Origin of the sequence: Pseudomonas sp. B10 (assembly GCF_900156235.1) — a bacterium.
Lineage (GTDB): Bacteria > Pseudomonadota > Gammaproteobacteria > Pseudomonadales > Pseudomonadaceae > Aquipseudomonas > Aquipseudomonas siliginis.
Genome location: NZ_LT707063.1, coordinates 1,231,281 through 1,252,834 on the forward strand (window position 1 = coordinate 1,231,281; position 21,554 = coordinate 1,252,834).

The 21,554-nt window shown below is 59.4% G+C and carries 18 protein-coding genes; 15 read left to right on the forward strand and 3 right to left on the reverse strand.

All coding sequences use genetic code 11. The features are described 5' to 3' along the window. Positions 1 to 299: 299 nt before the first annotated feature. Together clpA and clpS are read right to left on the reverse strand one after the other, a co-directional pair. Positions 300 to 2,570 carry an ATP-dependent Clp protease ATP-binding subunit ClpA gene (gene clpA / locus BXA01_RS05535; protein WP_016775266.1) on the reverse strand — a complete coding sequence of 757 codons (2,271 nt, stop codon included), beginning with the start codon at positions 2,568 to 2,570 and terminating at the stop codon, positions 300 to 302. Positions 2,571 to 2,600: 30 nt separating this feature from the next. Beyond that, a complete protein-coding gene (gene clpS / locus BXA01_RS05540) occupies positions 2,601 to 2,984 on the reverse strand; it encodes an ATP-dependent Clp protease adapter ClpS (RefSeq protein WP_011334948.1) in 384 nt (127 codons plus the stop codon). Positions 2,985 to 3,208: 224 nt separating this feature from the next. Here clpS and BXA01_RS05545 point away from each other — a divergent pair, with 224 nt between their 5' ends. After that, positions 3,209 to 3,490: a cold shock domain-containing protein gene (locus BXA01_RS05545; protein ID WP_076563520.1), complete on the forward strand. Its 282-nt coding sequence runs from the start codon at positions 3,209 to 3,211 to the stop codon at positions 3,488 to 3,490. 78 nt (positions 3,491 to 3,568) lie between these two features. Here the strand turns inward: BXA01_RS05545 and icd are convergent, their stop codons facing one another. Beyond that, a complete protein-coding gene (icd, locus tag BXA01_RS05550) occupies positions 3,569 to 4,825 on the reverse strand; it encodes an NADP-dependent isocitrate dehydrogenase (protein ID WP_024013414.1) in 1,257 nt (418 codons plus the stop codon). Between the two features lie 481 nt (positions 4,826 to 5,306). On the opposite strand from icd, the gene BXA01_RS05555 reads away from it, so the two are divergent. The 14 genes from BXA01_RS05555 (at position 5,307) to nuoF (ending at position 21,458) form a co-directional block, all read left to right on the forward strand. Continuing rightward, positions 5,307 to 7,532 (forward strand): NADP-dependent isocitrate dehydrogenase, encoded by a 2,226-nt coding sequence (locus BXA01_RS05555; protein WP_076563521.1) that lies wholly within the window; start codon positions 5,307 to 5,309, stop codon positions 7,530 to 7,532. Between the two features lie 203 nt (positions 7,533 to 7,735). Continuing rightward, positions 7,736 to 8,182 carry an NUDIX hydrolase gene (locus tag BXA01_RS05560; protein WP_076563522.1) on the forward strand — a complete coding sequence of 149 codons (447 nt, stop codon included), beginning with the start codon at positions 7,736 to 7,738 and terminating at the stop codon, positions 8,180 to 8,182. Between the two features lie 59 nt (positions 8,183 to 8,241). Then, complete coding sequence (gene mnmA, locus BXA01_RS05565) at positions 8,242 to 9,366, forward strand: tRNA 2-thiouridine(34) synthase MnmA (protein WP_076563523.1); 1,125 nt, start codon at positions 8,242 to 8,244, stop codon at positions 9,364 to 9,366. Beyond that, entirely contained in the window at positions 9,363 to 9,986 is a 624-nt protein-coding gene (gene hflD, locus BXA01_RS05570) for a high frequency lysogenization protein HflD (protein WP_039763308.1), read from the forward strand. Before mnmA ends, hflD begins: the two co-directional genes overlap by 4 nt. A 126-nt stretch (positions 9,987 to 10,112) precedes the next feature. Next, positions 10,113 to 11,483, forward strand: a complete 1,371-nt coding sequence (purB, locus tag BXA01_RS05575; protein ID WP_003223822.1) for an adenylosuccinate lyase — start codon at positions 10,113 to 10,115, stop codon at positions 11,481 to 11,483. An 86-nt stretch (positions 11,484 to 11,569) separates the two neighbouring features. Next, the gene (locus tag BXA01_RS05580; protein WP_016775274.1) at positions 11,570 to 12,739 is read left to right on the forward strand and encodes a ribosomal protein uL16 3-hydroxylase; all 1,170 of its coding nucleotides are present in this window, start codon (positions 11,570 to 11,572) and stop codon (positions 12,737 to 12,739) included. Then, positions 12,732 to 13,157, forward strand: coding sequence for a GNAT family N-acetyltransferase (locus BXA01_RS05585; RefSeq protein ID WP_016775275.1), 426 nt, complete (start codon positions 12,732 to 12,734; stop codon positions 13,155 to 13,157). Before BXA01_RS05580 ends, BXA01_RS05585 begins: the two co-directional genes overlap by 8 nt. A 288-nt stretch (positions 13,158 to 13,445) precedes the next feature. After that, positions 13,446 to 14,207 carry a secretin N-terminal domain-containing protein gene (locus tag BXA01_RS05590; protein ID WP_024013416.1) on the forward strand — a complete coding sequence of 254 codons (762 nt, stop codon included), beginning with the start codon at positions 13,446 to 13,448 and terminating at the stop codon, positions 14,205 to 14,207. Between the two features lie 474 nt (positions 14,208 to 14,681). Further along, positions 14,682 to 16,007, forward strand: a complete 1,326-nt coding sequence (aceA, locus tag BXA01_RS05595) for an isocitrate lyase (RefSeq protein WP_016775277.1) — start codon at positions 14,682 to 14,684, stop codon at positions 16,005 to 16,007. 646 nt (positions 16,008 to 16,653) lie between these two features. Beyond that, complete coding sequence (locus BXA01_RS05600; protein WP_003223812.1) at positions 16,654 to 17,067, forward strand: NADH-quinone oxidoreductase subunit A; 414 nt, start codon at positions 16,654 to 16,656, stop codon at positions 17,065 to 17,067. A gap of 10 nt (positions 17,068 to 17,077) precedes the next feature. Beyond that, positions 17,078 to 17,752 (forward strand): NuoB/complex I 20 kDa subunit family protein, encoded by a 675-nt coding sequence (locus BXA01_RS05605; RefSeq protein ID WP_016775278.1) that lies wholly within the window; start codon positions 17,078 to 17,080, stop codon positions 17,750 to 17,752. Between the two features lie 69 nt (positions 17,753 to 17,821). Continuing rightward, on the forward strand, positions 17,822 to 19,606 hold the full coding sequence (nuoC, locus tag BXA01_RS05610; protein WP_076563524.1) for an NADH-quinone oxidoreductase subunit C/D: 1,785 nt from the start codon (positions 17,822 to 17,824) through the stop codon (positions 19,604 to 19,606). 2 nt (positions 19,607 to 19,608) lie between these two features. Further along, positions 19,609 to 20,106 (forward strand): NADH-quinone oxidoreductase subunit NuoE, encoded by a 498-nt coding sequence (gene nuoE, locus BXA01_RS05615; RefSeq protein ID WP_076563525.1) that lies wholly within the window; start codon positions 19,609 to 19,611, stop codon positions 20,104 to 20,106. Then, positions 20,103 to 21,458: an NADH-quinone oxidoreductase subunit NuoF gene (nuoF, locus tag BXA01_RS05620; RefSeq protein ID WP_024013417.1), complete on the forward strand. Its 1,356-nt coding sequence runs from the start codon at positions 20,103 to 20,105 to the stop codon at positions 21,456 to 21,458. The genes nuoE and nuoF overlap by 4 nt, the downstream gene beginning before the upstream one ends. Positions 21,459 to 21,554: the final 96 nt, after the last annotated feature.

Genomic DNA, 21,554 nt, shown 5'->3' on the forward strand with positions numbered 1-21,554 from the left:
CCGGGCGTGGGAGCGCAGCGACCGTCTGGCGCAGCCAGACACAGCGAGTGTAGGTGCAGCGGAGCAAACCGGAGCCGCTGCGCCCGGATCAGTCCCGCAGCGAAGGAACCCGAGCCTGCGAGGGCCGAACGTAGGAGCAAGCGTTTTGGGTTACCTTTTTGGCGTTTGAAAAAGGTGACTCGCCGTAAAGGCGAAACCGTAATAAGCCATCACCGCAGCAACGGATATACACCCAGAGCCCAAAAACACCGGACAACAAAAAGGCGCCCGAAGGCGCCTTTCCAATCCACATCAAGCCGTCAGGCCATTTCCGCAGTAGTTTCGAAGTCGAACGTCAACTCCCCATCCTTGATGTCGATGTGCACCACACCGCCATGCTCGGCCAGTTCGCCAAACAGAATCTCCTCCGCCAGCGGACGCTTGATCTTGTCCTGGATCAGACGCGCCATCGGACGTGCGCCCATCGCCGAGTCATAACCACCCGCCGCCAGCCAACTACGCGCAGCATCAGTAACCTCAAGCAACACACGCTTGTCTTCCAACTGCGCCTGAAGCTCGGTGAGGAACTTGTCCACCACACTCTTGATGACCTCATGACTGAGGCGACCAAACTGGATAATGGTGTCCAGACGGTTACGGAATTCCGGCGTGAAGCTCTTCTTGATCACTTCCATCGCATCGGACGAGTGGTCCTGATGGGTGAAACCGATCGAAGCCCGCGCTGCCGTCTCGGCACCGGCGTTGGTGGTCATGATCACGATCACATTGCGGAAGTCCGCCTTGCGCCCGTTGTTGTCGGTCAGCGTGCCGTGGTCCATGACCTGCAACAGCAGGTTGAAGACTTCCGGATGCGCCTTCTCGATTTCGTCGAGCAGCAATACGCAATGCGGCTGCTTGGTGATCGCTTCGGTCAACAGACCGCCCTGGTCGAAACCGACATACCCTGGAGGCGCACCGATCAGACGCGATACGGTGTGCCGTTCCATGTACTCGGACATGTCGAAGCGCACCAGCTCAATGCCCAGTGCCTTGGCCAACTGTCGCGCGGCCTCGGTTTTACCGACACCGGTAGGCCCGGCAAACAGGAACGAACCGACCGGCTTGTCCGGCGATTTGAGCCCGGCACGGGACAGCTTGATCGCAGTCGACAGCGAATCGATCGCCGCGTCCTGACCAAACACCGTCAGCTTCAGGTCACGCTCCAGGTTACGCAGCAGCTCCTTGTCGGAACTGGTGACGTGCTTCGGCGGAATCCGCGCGATTTTCGCGACGATGTCCTCGACCTGTGGCACTTCGATTCGCTTGACGCGCATTTCCACCGGTTGCAGACGCTGGTAGGCGCCCGCCTCGTCGATCACGTCGATGGCCTTGTCCGGCATGTGCCGGTCATTGATGTAGCGCGACGCCAGTTCGGCAGCGGCACGCAACGACTCATCGCTGTATTCGATATTGTGATGCTGCTCGAAACGCCCTTTCAGGCCACGCAGGATACCGATGGTGTCTTCCACCGATGGCTCGACGACATCGACCTTCTGGAAGCGACGCGCCAAGGCACGATCCTTCTCGAAGATGCCGCGAAATTCCTGGAATGTGGTCGAACCGATGCAGCGAATGTCGCCAGACGACAGCAGCGGCTTGAGCAGATTGGACGCATCCATCACGCCACCGGACGCAGCACCCGCACCGATGATGGTGTGGATCTCGTCGATGAACAGGATCGCCTGCGGACGTTTCTTCAGTTCATTGAGCAGCGCCTTGAAGCGCTTCTCGAAATCACCGCGATACTTGGTACCCGCGAGCAGAGCGCCGAGATCGAGCGAATAAACAACCGCATTGGCCAGCAGATCCGGCACTTGATTGTCGACGATGCGCTTGGCCAGGCCTTCGGCAATCGCGGTTTTACCCACGCCTGCCTCACCCACCAGCAGCGGATTGTTCTTGCGCCGGCGCGCGAGGATCTGCGCGACACGCTCGACTTCCGACTCACGACCAACCAACGGATCAATGCGACCCTGGCGCGCGAGTTCGTTGAGGTTGCTGGCATAAGCATCCAGAGGATTGCCTGAAGAAGAAGACTCACCGCCCTCGTCGTCCTGCATATCTTGTTCACCTTCAGAGTGATCGCCGTGCCCCGGTACTTTCGAAATGCCGTGGGCGATGTAGTTGACGACATCGATGCGCGCCACGCTCTGCTGTTTCAGCAGGAACACGGCCTGACTCTCTTGCTCACTGAAGATGGCGACCAGCACGTTGGCGCCGGTCACTTCGCGTTTGCCCGAGCTCTGTACGTGAAAAACAGCACGCTGCAGGACACGCTGGAAGCCCAGGGTTGGCTGGGTTTCGCGATCCTCGTCATGGACGGGGATCAATGGCGTGGTGGAGTCGATGAACTCCTGCAGATCATGCTTGAGTTTGTCGAGGTTTGCGCCGCAGGCACGCAAAACGGTGGCGGCAGCCTCATTATCCAATAGGGCCAGCAGGAGATGTTCGACGGTCATGAACTCATGACGCTTCGAACGAGCCTCCTTGAAGGCAAGATTGAGGGTGACTTCGAGCTCGCGGTTTAACATAGCTTCACCTCATACCCAAGTGGTCGGCGATTAACCGTCCTTCTCGATTTCACAGAGTAGCGGATGCTGGCTTTCCCTGGCGTACTGGTTGACCTGCATGGCCTTTGTCTCGGCGATGTCGCGGGTAAACACTCCACATACTGCCCGTCCTTCTGTATGGACGGCCAGCATGACCTTGGTCGCCAGCTCGCGATTCAGGTTAAAAAACACCTCGAGCACTTCGACGACGAAATCCATCGGTGTGTAGTCATCGTTGAACAAAACCACCTTGTACATCGGCGGCGCCTGTAACGCGGGCTTTGCTTCCTGAACAGCAACGCCTGCCGAATCGTCGTCGTGCTCCTGTGGAAGATCCTTTTGGAGAAGCGGGCGATCCTGATTGAATGTTAGTCGAATCTGGCTGATTGCATGCATGGAAAAAAAGGTTCGTCAGTTGTGCGAATACAGTGGTGGGGGCGGTTGCACACGTTTTCAACTACGACTGCCCGGTCACCTTGACTATCGGGAAAACGGTGTTACAACCAATAGAGCCCACAGTGGGTAAAAAAGATCCGCGGAGTCAATTCTTTTATCGAATTCGATTGCGGATGTCGTGGATGATACTCCAGCGATGGAGTCTGTTGCAGAGGGATTTGAGCATGGCTGTCGGCAAGGTGAAATGGTTCAACAATGCCAAGGGATTCGGCTTTATCAATACCGATGCCCGGGAAGGTCGCGATGAGGATGGCAAGGACATTGACTTCTTTGCCCACTACTCGGCCATTGAAATGGATGGGTACAAGACCCTGAAAGCGGGTCAGGCAGTCACATTCGACATCGTTCAAGGCCCCAAAGGCTTGCATGCCGTGAAGATAACTTCGGTCGAAGTCGCTTCGGCGCCGAGCGCGATTGCCACGGAAAAACAAACGGCAACCAGTTGAAGCCTCAAAACATTCGGTCATAAAAAAACCGCCTGACTCAACCCATCGAGTCAGGCGGTTTTTGCGTACCTGCAACTTTTACATATGCGAAATCAACGCATCCCCGAACCCGGAAGACGACACCAGCTTCGCGCCATCCATCAAACGCTCGAAATCATAAGTAACAGTCTTCGCGCCGATCGCACCGTTGGTGCCCTTGATGATCAGGTCCGCCGCTTCAGTCCAGCCCATATGACGCAACATCATCTCGGCCGAGAGAATCAGCGAGCCCGGGTTGACCTGATCCTTGCCGGCATATTTCGGTGCGGTACCGTGGGTCGCTTCGAACATCGCCACGGTGTCGGACAGGTTGGCGCCCGGCGCGATGCCGATACCGCCCACCTCTGCCGCCAGCGCGTCGGACAGGTAGTCACCGTTGAGGTTAAGCGTAGCGATCACATCGTATTCGGCCGGGCGCAACAGGATCTGCTGGAGCATGGCGTCGGCGATGGCGTCCTTGACCACGACGTTCTTGCCGGTTTTCGGGTTCTTGAACTGCATCCACGGACCGCCGTCCAGCAGCGTCGCGCCGAATTCTTCGGCCGCCACTTCGTAGGCCCATTCCTTGAAGGCACCTTCGGTGAACTTCATGATGTTGCCTTTGTGCACGATGGTCAGCGAGTCGCGGTCATTGTCGACCACGTATTGCAGAGCCTTGCGCGCCAGACGCTTGGTGCCTTCGCGGGAGACCGGCTTGACGCCGATGCCGCAGTTTTCGTCGAAACGGATCTTGGTGACGCCCATTTCTTCTTTAAGGAATTTGATGACCTTGGTGGCTTCCGGCGAACCAGCCTTCCATTCGATACCGGCGTAAATGTCTTCGGAGTTCTCGCGAAAGATGGTCATGTCGACATCGCCGGGCTTTTTCACCGGGCTTGGCACGCCTTCGAACCAGCGCACCGGGCGCAGGCAGACGTACAGGTCGAGCTGCTGACGCAGGGCCACGTTCAGCGAGCGGATACCGCCACCAACCGGAGTGGTCAGCGGGCCTTTGATCGAGACCACGTAATCTTTGACCGCGTCGAGGGTTTCCTGCGGAAGCCAGGTGTCCTGGTCATAAACCTGAGTGGCCTTTTCGCCGGCGTAGACTTCCATCCAGGAAATCTTGCGCTTGCCGCCGTAGGCCTTTTCAACAGCAGCATCGACAACCTTGATCATCACCGGACTGATGTCGACACCAATACCGTCACCTTCGATGAAGGGGATGATCGGGTTATCAGGAACATTGAGAGAATGGTCTGCATTGACAGTGATTTTGTCACCGACGGCTGGAACCTGAATCTTCTTGTAACCCATGCTGAACTCCATTGTTTGGATTGAACACCTGGCTTGCTTCGAGCGTAACCCAGTTGAATCAACACGCAAACCCTATGTTCCTGCGCCGCGCACATCTCGTTTCGTACAAGCCTGAAAGCAAAGGGAAAAGCGCCAAACTCCAGCATTCGTAACGAGTCTTTGCCCGGTCGCGCCCTGCGACCTTTAGACCAATGGACGAGAATCGTTGCATATGAACCATCGGCAGATTGCCAGCTACCTATGTATAATGCCGCCCGCTGACCACAGGGTCACGACGGCTGGCCTCTCTAGTACGAGACTTTCCGCCTGATTGGTCGGGTTGTTACCGCAGCCTGACTGCTTGACGCTCTACTGATGCACCCAACATCACCGCGAAGAATCTCGACATTCGGTTCATGGATGACTTTGAACGAACGCGCTTACCCGGCGCCCCTCGAGTTTCTGCGCACGCTTTAGCAAAGAAGAGAGAGTTAATCCGAATATGCCCACCCGCTCGAAGATCATCTATACCTTCACCGACGAAGCTCCTGCCCTCGCCACCTATTCCCTGCTGCCGATCATCGAGGCTTACACCGCCTCGGCCGATATCGCCGTGGAAACCCGCGATATCTCTCTTGCAGCGCGCATCCTGGCAAGCTTCCCCGAGCAACTGGGCGACAAAGCCGTAGCCGACCACCTCGCCGAACTGGGCGACCTGGCCGTTACGCCTGAAGCCAACATCATCAAGCTGCCGAACATCAGTGCTTCGGTGCCACAGCTGCAAGCCGCGATCAAAGAGCTGCAGGCGCAGGGCTACAACCTGCCGGACTACCCGGAAACCGTGACCAGCGACGCCGACAAAGACGCCAAGGCGCGTTACGACAAGGTCAAGGGCAGCGCCGTAAACCCGGTTCTGCGTGAAGGCAACTCCGACCGCCGCGCTCCACTGTCGGTGAAGAACTACGCGCGCAAGCACCCTCACAAAATGGGCGCCTGGGCCAAGGATTCCAAGTCTCACGTCGCGCACATGAGCACCGGCGATTTCTACGGCAGCGAAAAAGCTGTCCTGATCGACGCCGCTGACGCTGTGAAGATCGAACTGGTCGCCAAGGACGGTGCTGCCACCGTTCTGAAAGAAAAAACCACCGTTCAGGCTGGCGAGATCCTCGACTGCGCCGTGATGAGCAAAAACGCCTTGCGTGCGTTCATCGCTGCCGAGATCGAAAGCGCCAAGGCCCAGGGCGTGCTGCTCTCGGTTCACCTGAAAGCGACCATGATGAAGGTCTCGGACCCGATCATGTTCGGCCAGATCGTTGCCGAGTTCTATAAAGACGCACTGACCAAGCACGCTGACGTGCTGAACCAGATCGGCTTCAATCTGAACAACGGCATCGGCGATCTGTACGCGCGCATCAAGGCCCTGCCGGCCGAGCAGCAAGCGCAGATCGAAGCCGATATCGCAGCGGTCTACGCCGTTCGTCCTTCGCTGGCGATGGTCAACTCCGACAAAGGCATCACCAACCTGCACGTGCCGAGCGACGTCATCGTCGACGCCTCGATGCCAGCGATGATCCGTGACTCCGGCAAGATGTGGGGCACCGACGGTCAGCTGCACGACACCAAGGCTGTGATCCCGGATCGTTGCTACGCGACCATCTACCAGGCCGTGATCGAAGATTGCAAAGCCAACGGCGCTTTCGACCCGACCACCATGGGCAGCGTGCCGAACGTCGGTCTGATGGCGAAGAAAGCCGAAGAGTACGGCTCGCACGACAAGACCTTCCAGATCAAGGCTGACGGCGTTGTTCGCGTCACCGACAGCAAAGGCAAGCTGCTGATGGAACAGGCTGTCGAAGCCGGCGACATCTTCCGCATGTGCCAGACCAAAGACGCGCCGATCCAGGACTGGGTCAAACTGGCCGTCAACCGTGCTCGCGCGAGCAGCACGCCGGCGATCTTCTGGCTCGACCCGATGCGCGCTCACGATGGCGTGGTGATCGAGAAGGTTCAGGCCTACCTGAAGGATCACGACACCAGCGGTCTGGACATCCAGATCATGGCGCCGGTCGACGCGATGAAGTACACCCTGCAGCGCACCCGCGAAGGCAAGGACACCATTTCGGTGACCGGCAACGTACTGCGCGACTACCTGACCGACCTGTTCCCGATCATGGAACTGGGCACCAGCGCCAAGATGCTGTCGATCGTGCCGCTGATGAACGGCGGTGGTCTGTTCGAAACCGGCGCCGGCGGTTCGGCTCCGAAGCACGTGCAGCAACTGGTTGAAGAAAACTTCCTGCGCTGGGATTCGCTGGGTGAGTTCCTTGCCCTCGCCGCTTCCCTTGAGCACCTGGGTGTGAACTACAACAACCCGAAAGCACTGGTGCTGTCGAAGACCCTGGACCAGGCCACCGGCCAGTTCCTCGACAACAACAAGTCGCCATCGCGCAAGGTCGGCAACATCGACAACCGCGGCAGCCACTTCTATCTGGCGATGTACTGGGCTCAGGCCCTGGCTGCCCAGACCGAAGACGCTGCACTGCAAGCGCAGTTCGCGACTCTGGCCAAAACCCTGACCGAGAACGAGGCAACCATCGTTGCCGAGCTCAACGCCGTGCAGGGCAAGCCAGTCGACATCGGCGGTTACTACCACGCCGACGCCGAGCTGATCAGCAAGGCCATGCGCCCAAGCGCAACCTTCAACGCGGCGATTGCTGCGCTGGTTTAAGGTTGTAAAGAGTTAAACAGACCCCGGCCTTGTGCCGGGGTTTGTGTTTCCGGGTTTTGTGATCACCACAAAACTTTGTGGGAGCTGGCTTGCCAGCGATGGCGGTTTATCATCCAGCATGGATGGTGACTGAACCACCGCTATCGCTGGCAAGCCAGCTCCCACAGGGATTGGGGTTTAACCAATAGATTGAGGAAGGTTTTATGGAATGGCTCCCCCACATCACCGTCGCCACCATCGTCGAGGACAACGGCCGCTTCCTGATGGTCGAAGAGCACAAAGGTGGGCGCAATGTGCTCAACCAGCCCGCCGGCCATCTCGATCCGGATGAAACCCTGATCGATGCGGCCATTCGCGAAACCCTCGAAGAAACCGGCTGGGACGTCGAGCCGACAGGCGTGATCGGCATTTATCTGTACACCGCACCGAGCAACGGCGTGACTTACCAGCGCATATGCTTCAGCGCCAAAGCCGTGCAGCATCACCCGGATTACCAACTCGACGACGGCATCCTTGGCGCCAAGTGGCTGACCCGCGACGAATTAATCGCCCAGCGCGACAACTGGCGCAGTGAACTGATCATCCGTTGCATCGACGATTATCTGGCCGGTCATCACTTCAGCCTCGAACTGATCCGCCCTTCTCTTTAGCCTTGCGGCCGCGAGCCTGATAGAATCGCGCCCTTTTCCAAGACACTCATTGAATCCCTATGCGTGATCCAGCCCCTTCTGACACATCCAAGAAGCGCGTCATTGTCGGCATGTCCGGCGGCGTGGACTCTTCCGTTTCCGCCCTTCTGCTGATCGAGCAGGGTTATGAAGTGGAAGGCCTGTTCATGAAGAACTGGGAAGAAGACGACGGAACGGAATACTGCACCGCCATGGACGACCTGGCGGATGCTCAGGCTGTCTGCGACAAGATCGGCATCAAGCTGCACACCGCCAACTTTGCCGCCGAGTACTGGGACAACGTGTTCGAGCACTTCCTCGCCGAATACAAGGCCGGGCGCACGCCGAACCCGGACATCCTGTGCAACCGCGAGATCAAGTTCAAAGCGTTCCTCGACTACGCGATGATGCTCGGCGCCGACCTGATCGCCACCGGCCACTACGTGCGCCGCCGTGATATCGACGGCCGCACCGAACTGCTCAAAGGCCTCGATCCGAACAAGGATCAGAGTTATTTCCTGCACGCCGTCGGCGGCGAACAGATCGCCAAGACCCTGTTCCCGGTCGGCGAACTGGAAAAGCCTGAAGTGCGCGCGATTGCCGAGAAATACGAACTGGCCACCGCCAAGAAGAAGGATTCCACCGGGATCTGCTTCATCGGCGAGCGCCGTTTCAGCGATTTCCTCAAGCAGTACCTGCCGGCACAACCGGGCGAAATCAAGACCACCGAAGGCGAAGTCATCGGCCGTCATCACGGCTTGATGTACCACACCATCGGCCAGCGCCAGGGCCTCGGTATCGGCGGCTTGAAAGATGCCGGTGACGAGCCGTGGTACGTGCTGCGCAAGGATCTGCAGAACAACGAGCTGATCGTCGGCCAGGGCAACAACCATCCGTGGCTGTTCTCCAGCGCCCTGCTCGCTTCGGAAATCTACTGGGTCAATCCGATCGATCTGAGCCAGCCGCTGCGCCTGACGGCGAAAGTGCGTTATCGCCAGAGCGATCAGGCCTGCACCCTGGAAAAAACCGCCAGCGGCTATCGCGCCGTGTTCGACGAACCGCAACGTGCGGTGACGCCGGGCCAGTCGGTGGTTTTCTATGACGGTGAAATCTGCCTCGGCGGCGGCGTGATCGAAGTGGCCGAGCCGTGGAGCGGCCAGGCATGAGCCCGACTCAGGAGCAACTGACAGCGCTGGGCGGTGTGTTTCTCGCCGCCGTACTGGTCGATCGCATCGCCAAGACCGGCCAGACCAACGAAGCGGGCCTGAGCTGCATGCTCGGCAGCCTGCTGGTCCGCGACCCAAAAGATACGCTGGATGTATACGGCGGCGACGACATCAATCTGCGCGAGGGTTATCGCGCATTGATCGGCGCTTTGGAGCGCGATCCAAGCACTTTGCAGCGCGAGCCATTGCGCTACGCCCTGTCGATGCTCGGCCTGGAGCGACAGCTGGCCAAGCGTGACGACATGCTCGAGACGATTGCCAAGCGCCTGCCGCAGATTCAGTCGCAGGTGGAGCACTTTGGCCCGGCCCACGAAAACGTCGTCGCCGCTTGCGGTGCGTTGTATCAGGACACTTTGAGCACTCTGCGCCAGCGCATTCAGGTGCACGGCGACATGCGCAACCTGCAGCAGCCGAGCAATGCCTCGAAGATCCGCGCCCTGCTCCTCGCCGGTATCCGCTCGGCGCGCCTGTGGCGTCAGCTCGGTGGTCATCGCTGGCAGTTGGTGATCAGCCGCCGCAAGTTGCTCAAAGAGCTTTATCCGTTGATGCGCAGCGAGTAAACGCCGCGTCATGAAGGCTTTGTAGTCTGTAACGCGTAATACGCCGGTCAGTTGGCGACGGACCGGCGGATTTTTTCATGTATGATACGCGCCCCATTTCGTTGCCCGACTGTCCGAGAACACCCCATGCAGCTCTCTTCGCTCACTGCGGTTTCCCCTGTTGACGGCCGCTACGCCGGCAAAACCCAGGCCCTGCGCCCGATTTTCAGCGAGTACGGCCTGATCCGTGCCCGCGTTCTGGTTGAAGTGCGCTGGCTCCAGCGCCTGGCCGCCCACGCTGGCATCCCTGAAGTGCCAGCCTTCTCCGCCGAGGCCAACGCCGTTCTCAACGAACTGGCTGAAAACTTCTCGCTGGAGCACGCCGAGCGCGTCAAAGAGATCGAGCGCACCACCAACCACGACGTCAAAGCGATCGAATACCTGCTCAAAGAGCAGGCGGCCAAGCTGCCGGAGCTGGCCAAGGTCAGCGAATTCATCCACTTTGCCTGCACCAGCGAAGACATCAACAACCTGTCCCACGCCCTGATGCTGCGCGAAGGCCGTGACGACGTGATGCTGCCGCTGATGCGCCAGACCGCCAACGCCATCCGCGAACTGGCGATCCGTTTCGCCGACGTGCCGATGCTGTCGCGCACCCACGGCCAGCCGGCTTCGCCGACCACTTTGGGTAAAGAGCTGGCGAACGTGGTTTACCGTCTCGAGCGCCAGATCGCTCAGGTCGCTGCCGTGCCGCTGCTGGGCAAGATCAACGGCGCCGTTGGCAACTACAACGCACACCTGTCGGCCTATCCGCAGATCGACTGGGAAGCCAACGCCCGAGCCTTCATCGAAGACGAGCTGGGCCTGGGTTTCAACCCGTACACCACGCAGATCGAACCGCACGACTACATCGCCGAACTGTTCGACGCCATCGCGCGCTTCAACACCATCCTGATCGACTTCGACCGTGATATCTGGGGCTATATCTCCCTGGGTTATTTCAAGCAGCGCACCATCGCTGGCGAAATCGGTTCGTCGACCATGCCCCACAAGGTCAACCCGATCGACTTCGAAAACTCCGAAGGCAACCTGGGTATCGCCAATGCATTGTTCCAGCACTTGGCGAGCAAACTGCCGATCTCCCGCTGGCAGCGCGACCTGACCGACTCCACCGTCCTGCGCAACCTCGGTGTCGGCTTCGCCCACAGCGTGATCGCTTACGAAGCCAGCCTCAAAGGCATCAGCAAACTCGAGCTCAACGAGCAGAAGATTGCCGCCGACCTCGACGCTTGCTGGGAAGTCCTGGCCGAGCCGATCCAGACCGTGATGCGTCGCTACAACATCGAAAACCCGTACGAAAAGCTGAAAGAACTGACCCGTGGCAAGGGCATCAGCCCTGAAGCGTTGCAGACTTTCATCGATGGCCTGGACATGCCAGCCGAAGCCAAAGCCGAGCTCAAGCAACTGACCCCGGCCAACTACATCGGCAACGCTGTGGCACAAGCCAAACGCATCTGATCGACCGTTTGCTCCGTTTGAGACGCCCGGCCGCGCCGGGCGTTTTTATTCCCGTCTGAAAAGTGCTTTTTTTCAATAGGTTACATATGAATTCCGATATTCCTCTTCAACTTCTGGGCGGCCTCACAGCACGCGAATTCCTGCGTGACTACTGGCAGAAAAAACCGCTGCTGATCCGTCAGGCGATTCCTGACTTCGAAAGCCCGATCGACGCCGACGAACTGGCCGGCCTGGCCCTGGAAGAAGAAGTCGAATCGCGCCTGGTCATCGAACATGGCGAGCGCCCATGGGAATTGCGTCGCGGCCCGTTCGCCGAAGACGAGTTCAGCAAATTGCCAGAGAAAGAGTGGACACTGCTGGTGCAGGCGGTTGACCAGTTCGTGCCGGAAGTCAGCGAACTGCTGGAAAACTTCCGCTTCCTGCCGAGCTGGCGCGTCGATGACGTGATGATCAGCTTCGCCGCCCCGGGTGGCAGCGTCGGCCCGCATTTCGACAACTACGATGTGTTCCTGCTGCAGGGCCACGGCAAGCGCAACTGGAAAATCGGCCAGATGTGCGACTCCGAGAGCCCGCTGCTGCAACACGCCGACCTGCGCATCCTCGCTGAATTCCACGAGACCGAAGAATGGGTGCTGGAGCCGGGCGACATGCTCTACCTGCCGCCGCGTCTGGCTCATTGCGGTGTCGCGGTCGACAATTGCATGACCTACTCGGTCGGCTTCCGCGCGCCGAGCGCCGCTGAAGTGCTGACCCACTTCACCGACTTCCTCAGCCAGTTCCTGACCGACGAAGAGCGCTACACCGATGCCGACGCCAAGCCGGCGGTCGATCCGCACCAGATTCAACACGATGCGCTGGATCGCCTGAAAAGCCTGCTCGCCGAGCACATGAGCGACGAGCGTCTGCTGCTGACCTGGTTCGGCCAGTACATGACCGAGCCGCGCTACCCGGAACTGGTGGTCGGCCCGGAAGACGTCGAAGAAGAAGACTTCCTCGCCGCCCTGCAGGACGGCGCCGTGCTGATCCGCAACCCGAGCGCGCGCCTGGCCTGGTCGGAAGTCGACGACGATCTGCTGCTGTTCGCCAGTGGCCAGAGCCGTTACCTGCCGGGCAAGCTGCGCGAACTGCTGAAGCTGATCTGCGCCGCTGACGCCCTGCACGCCGACAACCTCGGCGAGTGGCTGAGCGACGAAGACGGCCGCAGCCTGCTCTGCGAACTGGTCAAGCAAGGAAGCCTGGGGTTCGCCGATGAATAAAATTCGCGTTCGTGTCGCAGACTGGCAGAAGGATATCGCTGAGATCCGGCGCATTCGTGAAACGGTGTTCATCGCCGAACAATCGGTGCCACCCGAGCTTGAGTGGGACGCCGATGACGCGACCGCCGTGCATTTTCTGGCGTTCGAAGGCGACTTCCCAATCGGCACTGCGCGGCTGTTGCCCGACGGCCATATCGGCCGGGTTTCGGTGCTCAAAGACTGGCGCGGAATGAAGGTCGGCGACGCGCTGATGCAAGCGGTCATCGCCGAAGCCGAAGCGCGCGGGCTGAAGCAACAGAAGCTCAGCGCTCAGGTGCAAGCCACGGCGTTCTACGAGCGCCTGGGTTTCAGCCTGGTCAGCGAAGAGTTTCTTGAGGCCGGGATTCCGCATGTCGACATGGTTCGGCATTCGGCCTGATGCCGAAACCTCTAGATCCCTGTGGCGAGGGGATTTATCCCCGCTGGGCTGCGAAGCAGCCCCAAATCCAGAAAACTCGGTGAGTCAGTTAAATCGAGCGCGCTGGGTCGGCGACTGCTGCGCAGCCGAGCGGGGATAAATCCCCTCACCACAAAAGGCCGCCAGCGCACCACAAAACGCCCCGCCATTTTCGGATGCCGGGGCGTTTTGCTGTCTACGATTCAACTTGCCCCACCCCGGGCCGACAAACTGGCAATATCAAGCCTTTCGAACGCGGAGATAACGGACATGTCCCTACGCACCCTGCTCACCACCCTGCTGCTCGGCTGCAGTTTTTCGGTGCTGGCAGCTACAGAAATCGTCCCCCTCAAATACCACACCAGCGCTGACATGTTGCCAGTGGCGCAGGATTTCATCGGCCAGGACGGTCAGGTCAGCGCTTACGGCAATCAGCTGATCGTCAAAGCCGAGCCGGGCAAGATACAGGAACTGAAAGATCTGCTGGCGCAACTCGATACCGCACCGAAGCGCTTGCTGATCACCGTCGACACCAACGAAAACAATGGCCGTGGCGACGAAGGTTATTCGGTCAACGGCGCCCAGCCGAACCAGACCCGGATCATCAGCCGCAGCACCACCAGCCGCAACGGCGGCGTTCAGCAAGTGCAAACCAGTGAAGGCACTCCGGCGCTGATTCAGGTTGGCCAGAGCGTGCCGATCACCAACACCCAGAGCGACTCCTACGGCGGTTACAGCAGCGAGACCCAATACCGCAACGTCACCCAAGGTTTCTACGTCACCGCCAGCGTCACCGGCGAGACCGTTCATCTGGCGATCAGTACCAACCGTGACCGCATGAGCCAGGAACGTCCCGATGTAGTGAACGTGCAAAGCACCGACACAACCGTCACCGGGCGCCTCGGCGAATGGATCACTCTGGCGGGCGTCAACAGCCAGACTCAGGCCGACAAACAGGGGCTGACCCGCAGCTACTCGACTCAAGGCCGCGATGACATGACCTTGCGGGTGAAAGTCGACACGCTGGACTAAAGCACCGAAAACTGACTGATTAGTCGTATTAGACGAAAGATGTAGTGCCTTGAAAAAAGCACTACAAAACGTTTGACGAGGCCAAAAAGCGAAGGCATGATGGCCTCGCTCCCGCTAATCAGAGGCCCTGGCAAGGGCCTTCGAAGCGCCGCTCGCACCTACCCCGCGAGCCGTTTCGTGTCTGTACCGCCCACAAGGTGTGTTTGACGAGGTTGCCGACTGGAACGAAGTTGTCCCGAGGGACGGAAGCGTATTTAGGTAACCCGGCTTCACGCTGCAGACCGTATAAAGGCCCACGACGCCGGAATGCGCCCGCACCGCGCCACTACCTGCTCACTTCCCCTCGAGCCCATCGTTCATCCCGTCGCCTACCCCGCCGAATTCGACTTGACCACCTAAGCTTCTGGTCAGCGAGCGCAGGAATTTTCCACCGCAGAACAACTTTTCATAAAAGACGCGACGAGGTTTATCTCCATGGCACTGACACGCGAACAGCAAATTGCAGCCCTCGAAAAAGACTGGGCCGAGAACCCGCGCTGGAAAGGCGTGACTCGCACTTACTCCGCTGCTGACGTGGTCCGCCTGCGTGGCTCGGTTCAGCCTGAGCACACCTTCGCGAAAATGGGCGCCGAGAAGCTGTGGAACCTGGTCACCCAGGGTGCCAAGCCGTCCTTCCGTCCAGAGAAAGATTTCGTCAACTGCATGGGCGCCCTGACCGGCGGCCAGGCTGTTCAGCAGGTCAAGGCCGGTATCCAGGCGATCTACCTGTCCGGCTGGCAGGTGGCTGCGGACAACAACTCCGCAGAATCGATGTACCCGGATCAGTCGCTGTACCCGGTGGACTCCGTACCAACCGTGGTCAAGCGCATCAACAACTCGTTCCGTCGTGCCGACCAGATTCAGTGGAAAGCCGGCAAGAACCCGGGCGATGACGGCTACATCGACTACTTCGCACCAATCGTGGCCGACGCTGAAGCCGGTTTCGGCGGTGTACTCAACGCCTACGAGCTGATGAAAAGCATGATCGAAGCCGGCGCCGCTGGCGTTCACTTCGAAGACCAACTGGCTTCGGTGAAGAAGTGCGGCCACATGGGCGGCAAGGTTCTGGTGCCAACCCAGGAAGCCGTGCAGAAGCTGACCGCTGCCCGTCTGGCCGCTGACGTTGCCGGCACGCCGACCATCATTCTGGCCCGCACCGACGCCAACGCGGCTGACCTGCTGACTTCCGACTGCGACCCGTACGATCAGCCATTCGTGACCGGCGAGCGCACTCAGGAAGGTTTCTACAAGGTACGTGCCGGCCTGGATCAAGCCATCGCCCGTGGCCTGGCTTACGCTCCGTACGCCGACCTGATCTGGTGCGAAACCGCAAAGCCGGATCTGGAAGAAGCCCGTCGCTTCGCTGAAGCGATCAAGAAGGAATACCCGGACCAGCTGCTGTCGTACAACTGCTCGCCTTCCTTCAACTGGAAGAAGAACCTGGACGACGCGACCATCGCCAAGTTCCAGCGCGAACTGTCCGCCATGGGCTACAAGCACCAGTTCATCACGCTGGCCGGCATTCACAACATGTGGCACAGCATGTTCAACCTGGCGCACGACTACGCCCGCAACGACATGACTGCCTACGTGAAGCTGCAAGAGCAGGAATTCGCTGACGCCGCCAAGGGTTACACCTTCGTTGCGCACCAGCAGGAAGTGGGCACTGGCTACTTCGACGACATGACCACCGTGATCCAGGGCGGCTCGTCCTCGGTGACCGCGCTGACCGGCTCGACCGAAGAAGAACAGTTCCACTGATTCGGCTTCACCTGAGCAAACGGCCTTTGCGGATCGAATAAAAAGCTAACCGCAAAGCCGCAAGACTGACGCCCCGACTGGATCGGGGCGTTTTTTTGCCTGCTGGAATCTCAAAGCCCCCATAAATCCCCGGTGGGAGCGAGCCTGCTCGCGAAGGCGACAAGTCAGCTTGCACATCTGGAGGCTGATCCACCGCTTTCGCGAGCAGGCTCGCTCCCACAGGGCTACCGTCAGCCGCGAGACGAAACATTGATCTGAAGCGCTACAAGCGTCAGAAATTTCCGTTAAAACGGTAGGCTTCGCTACTTGCAGTAACGCGCAAGTAAGACAACTTCCCAGCCACTCACTCGTTAAACAGTTACAAAACCACTCCAAACGATATCAATTATCATTTAGCAGCAACTATGTTCGTTACAAAGCCTACAAAACATAATTGACGGAAACCCGGCTAATGCCCGCAACGCATGGGCCGCAGGGCTATGGACAAGCGCTATGTCCTTAATCCGGTAAATAATTTCGCCTTTGGAATTTTACTTGCCGGGTGTTTAGCCATAAAATCAGCCCGATTGATTGCTGCGACATATCGTCACTGCCTTATTTCTTTATCAAGCTCAGAGACCTTTGCTCTCTGTTAAGGATTACCAGCATGCCCGAAGCGACAGGACTCATGGCCCACAACTGGGGCTTTGCCATTTTCCTTCTGGGTGTCGTCGGCCTGTGTGCCTTCATGCTTGGCGTCTCCAGCCTCCTCGGGTCAAAAGCCTGGGGTCGCAGCAAAAACGAACCGTTCGAGTCGGGCATGCTACCTACCGGTGGCGCCCGCTTGCGGCTCTCAGCCAAATTCTATCTGGTCGCGATGCTCTTCGTGATCTTCGATATCGAAGCCCTCTTTCTCTTTGCATGGTCTGTGTCCGTCCGCGAAAGCGGCTGGACCGGATTCGTCGAAGCTCTCGTTTTCATAGCAATTCTGTTGGCAGGTCTTGTCTACCTGTTCCGAGTGGGCGCCCTTGACTGGGCTCCGGAAGCTCGTCGCAAGCGGCAGGCGAAGCTGAAACAATGAGGCTTTGGCAATGCAATACAATCTCACCAGGATCGACCCCGATGCTCCTAACGAGCAGTATCCGATTGGCCAGCGGGAAACCGTTGCCGATCCGTTAGAAGATCAAGTCCACAAAAACATTTTCATGGGCAAGCTGGAAGACGTGCTGAGTGGCGCGGTCAACTGGGGACGTAAGAACTCCCTGTGGCCGTACAACTTCGGCCTGTCGTGCTGCTACGTGGAAATGACCACCGCCTTCACGGCGCCCCACGACATCGCGCGCTTTGGCGCCGAAGTCATCCGGGCCTCGCCGCGTCAGGCCGACTTCATGGTTATCGCCGGTACCTGCTTCATCAAGATGGCGCCGATCATTCAGCGTCTCTACGAGCAAATGCTCGAACCGAAATGGGTTATCTCCATGGGTTCGTGCGCCAACTCCGGCGGCATGTACGACATCTACTCCGTGGTTCAAGGGGTGGACAAGTTCTTGCCCGTGGACGTCTACGTACCTGGCTGCCCGCCCCGTCCGGAAGCATTTCTGCAAGGCTTGATGCTGTTGCAGGAATCGATTGGACAGGAGCGTCGTCCGCTTTCCTGGGTCGTTGGTGATCAAGGCGTGTATCGCGCCGACATGCCATCGCAGAAGGAACAGCGCCGCGAACAGCGAATCGCAGTCACCAATCTGCGCAGCCCTGACGAAGTCTGATCCAGTTCTGTTCCAAGTAACGAGAAGCTGGCTTCATTCTTTACGTTGACCGAAAGCGAAAAAATAACCATGACTACAGGCAGCGCTCTGTACATCCCGCCTTACAAGGCAGACGACCAGGATGTGGTCGTCGAACTGAACAACCGTTTTGGCGCCGAAGCGTTCACCGCGCAGGCAACCCGCACCGGCATGCCGGTGCTGTGGGTGGCCCGTGCCAAACTGGTTGAAGTCCTGACTTTCCTGCGCAACCTGCCCAAGCCGTACGTCATGCTCTATGACCTGCACGGCGTGGACGAGCGTCTGCGCACCAAGCGTCAAGGGCTGCCAACCGGCGCCGATTTCACCGTGTTCTATCACCTCATGTCGCTGGAGCGTAATAGTGACGTGATGATCAAGGTGGCCTTGTCCGAAGGCGACCTCAGCATGCCTTCCGTCACCAGCATCTGGCCGAACGCCAACTGGTACGAGCGCGAAGTCTGGGACATGTTCGGCATCGACTTCAAAGGCCACCCGCACCTGTCGCGCATCATGATGCCGCCGACCTGGGAAGGTCACCCGCTGCGCAAGGACTTCCCGGCGCGCGCCACCGAATTCGATCCGTTCAGCCTCAACCTCGCCAAGCAGCAGCTGGAAGAGGAAGCCGCGCGTTTCCGTCCGGAAGACTGGGGCATGAAGCGTTCCGGTGCCAACGAGGACTACATGTTCCTCAACCTCGGCCCGAACCACCCTTCGGCGCACGGTGCGTTCCGCATCATCCTGCAGCTGGACGGCGAAGAGATCGTCGATTGCGTCCCGGACATCGGTTACCACCACCGTGGCGCCGAGAAGATGGGCGAGCGTCAGTCCTGGCACAGCTACATTCCGTACACCGACCGTATCGACTACCTCGGCGGCGTGATGAACAACCTGCCGTACGTGCTCTCGGTCGAGAAGCTCGCCGGCATCAAGGTGCCGCAGAAGGTCGACGTCATCCGCATCATGATGGCCGAGTTCTTCCGGATCACCAGTCACCTGCTGTTCCTCGGTACCTATATCCAGGACGTCGGCGCCATGACCCCGGTGTTCTTCACTTTCACCGACCGCCAGAAGGCGTACACGGTGATCGAAGCCATTACCGGTTTCCGTCTGCACCCGGCCTGGTACCGCATCGGTGGCGTCGCCCACGACCTGCCGCGCGGCTGGGAAAAACTGGTCAAGGATTTCGTCGAGTGGATGCCCAAGCGTCTCGACGAATACACCAAAGCCGCCCTGCAGAACAGCATCCTCAAGGGTCGTACTGTCGGCGTCGCTGCCTACAACACCAAAGAGGCCCTGGAATGGGGCGTCACCGGTGCTGGCCTGCGTTCGACCGGTTGCGATTTCGACCTGCGCAAAGCGCGTCCCTACTCGGGCTACGAGAACTTCGAATTCGAAGTGCCGCTGGCCGTCAACGGCGATGCCTACGACCGCTGCATGGTTCGCGTCGAAGAGATGCGCCAGAGCATCAAGATCATCGATCAATGCATGCGCAACATGCCGGAAGGCCCGTACAAGGCGGATCACCCGCTGACCACGCCGCCGCCGAAAGAGCGCACGCTGCAGCACATCGAAACCCTGATCACGCACTTCCTGCAGGTTTCGTGGGGCCCGGTCATGCCGGCCAACGAATCCTTCCAGATGATCGAAGCGACCAAGGGCATCAACAGTTATTACCTGACGAGCGACGGCGGCACCATGAGCTACCGTACCCGGATCCGTACTCCAAGCTTCCCGCATCTGCAACAGATCCCTTCGGTGATCAAAGGCAGCATGGTCGCGGACTTGATTGCGTACCTGGGTAGTATCGACTTCGTTATGGCCGACGTGGACCGCTAAGCATGAACAGCACGCTTATCCAGACAGACCGTTTCACCTTGAGTGAAACCGAGCGCTCGGCCATCGAGCACGAGTTGCATCACTACGAAGACCCGCGCGCGGCGTCGATCGAAGCCCTGAAGATCGTTCAGAAGGAACGCGGCTGGGTGCCGGATGGCGCCCTGTACGCGATCGGCGAGATCCTCGGCATCCCGGCCAGCGACGTTGAAGGTGTGGCGACGTTCTACAGCCAGATCTTCCGTCAGCCGGTCGGCCGCCACATCATTCGCGTCTGCGACAGCATGGTCTGCTACATCGGCGGCCACGAGTCGGTGGTCAGCGAAATCCAGAACAATCTGGGCATCGGCCTGGGTCAGACCACCGCCGACGGTCGTTTCACCCTGCTGCCTGTCTGCTGCCTCGGCAACTGCGACAAGGCACCGGCGCTGATGATCGACGACGACACCTTTGGCAACGTGCAGCCTGCTGGCGTGGCCAAACTGCTCGAGGGCTACGTATGACCCTGACATCTTTTGGTCCAGCCAACCGCATCCAGCGTTCGGCCGAGACACACCCGCTGACCTGGCGTCTGCGTGATGACGGCGAAGCCGTGTGGCTCGACGAATACCAGGCCAAGAACGGTTACGCCGCTGCACGCAAAGCCTTCGCCGAGATGGATCAGGACGCGATCGTCCAGACCGTCAAAGACGCTGGCCTCAAGGGTCGCGGCGGCGCCGGCTTCCCCACTGGCGTGAAGTGGGGCCTGATGCCCAAGGACGAATCCATCAACATCCGCTACCTGCTGTGCAACGCGGATGAAATGGAGCCGAACACCTGGAAAGACCGCATGCTGATGGAGCAACTGCCCCATCTGCTGATCGAAGGCATGCTGATCAGTGCCCGCGCGCTGAAAACCTACCGTGGCTACATCTTCCTGCGCGGCGAATACACCACCGCCGCCAAGCACCTCAACCGTGCCGTGGAAGAAGCCAAGGCGGCCGGCCTGCTGGGCAAGAACATTCTCGGTTCGGGTTTCGATTTCGAGCTGTTCGTCCACACCGGCGCCGGGCGTTACATCTGCGGTGAAGAAACCGCACTGATCAACTCCCTTGAAGGCCGCCGCGCCAACCCGCGCTCCAAGCCGCCCTTCCCTGCCGCCGTCGGCGTGTGGGGCAAGCCGACCTGCGTGAACAACGTCGAAACCCTGTGCAACGTGCCGGCGATCATTGCCGACGGCGTTGACTGGTACAAATCGTTGGCCCGCGAAGGCTCCGAAGACATGGGCACCAAGCTCATGGGCTTCTCCGGCAAGGTCAAGAACCCGGGCCTGTGGGAACTGCCATTCGGCGTCACCGGTCGTGAACTGTTCGAAGACTACGCCGGCGGCATGCGCGACGGCTTCAAGCTCAAGGCCTGGCAGCCAGGGGGCGCCGGTACCGGTTTCCTCCTGCCGGAGCACCTCGACGCACAAATGTATGCCGGCGGTATCGCCAAGGTCGGGACCCGGATGGGTACCGGTCTGGCGATGGCGGTGGATGACAGCGTCAACATGGTCTCGCTGCTGCGCAACATGGAGCAGTTCTTCGCACGCGAATCCTGCGGTTTCTGCACCCCGTGCCGCGATGGTCTGCCATGGAGCGTCAAGCTCCTGATGGCCATCGAACAGGGCAAGGGCCAGCCGGGCGACATCGAGACCCTGCTGGGTCTGGTCGGTTTTCTCGGCCCGGGCAAGACCTTCTGTGCTCATGCACCGGGTGCCGTGGAGCCGCTGGGCAGCGCGATCAAATACTTCCGTCCAGAGTTCGAAGCCGGTATTGCGCCTGTCAGCGCCGCCGTCCCGCCTCTGGCGAGGCCGATCGTAGTCGGCGCGTAAACGCTTAAAAAGGCGAAGGGTCCGTGCCCTTCGCCTTTCGTCCGATGACGCCCTCCGGGGCTGTTTGGATTCGGACGCATAACAAGATTCCATTAG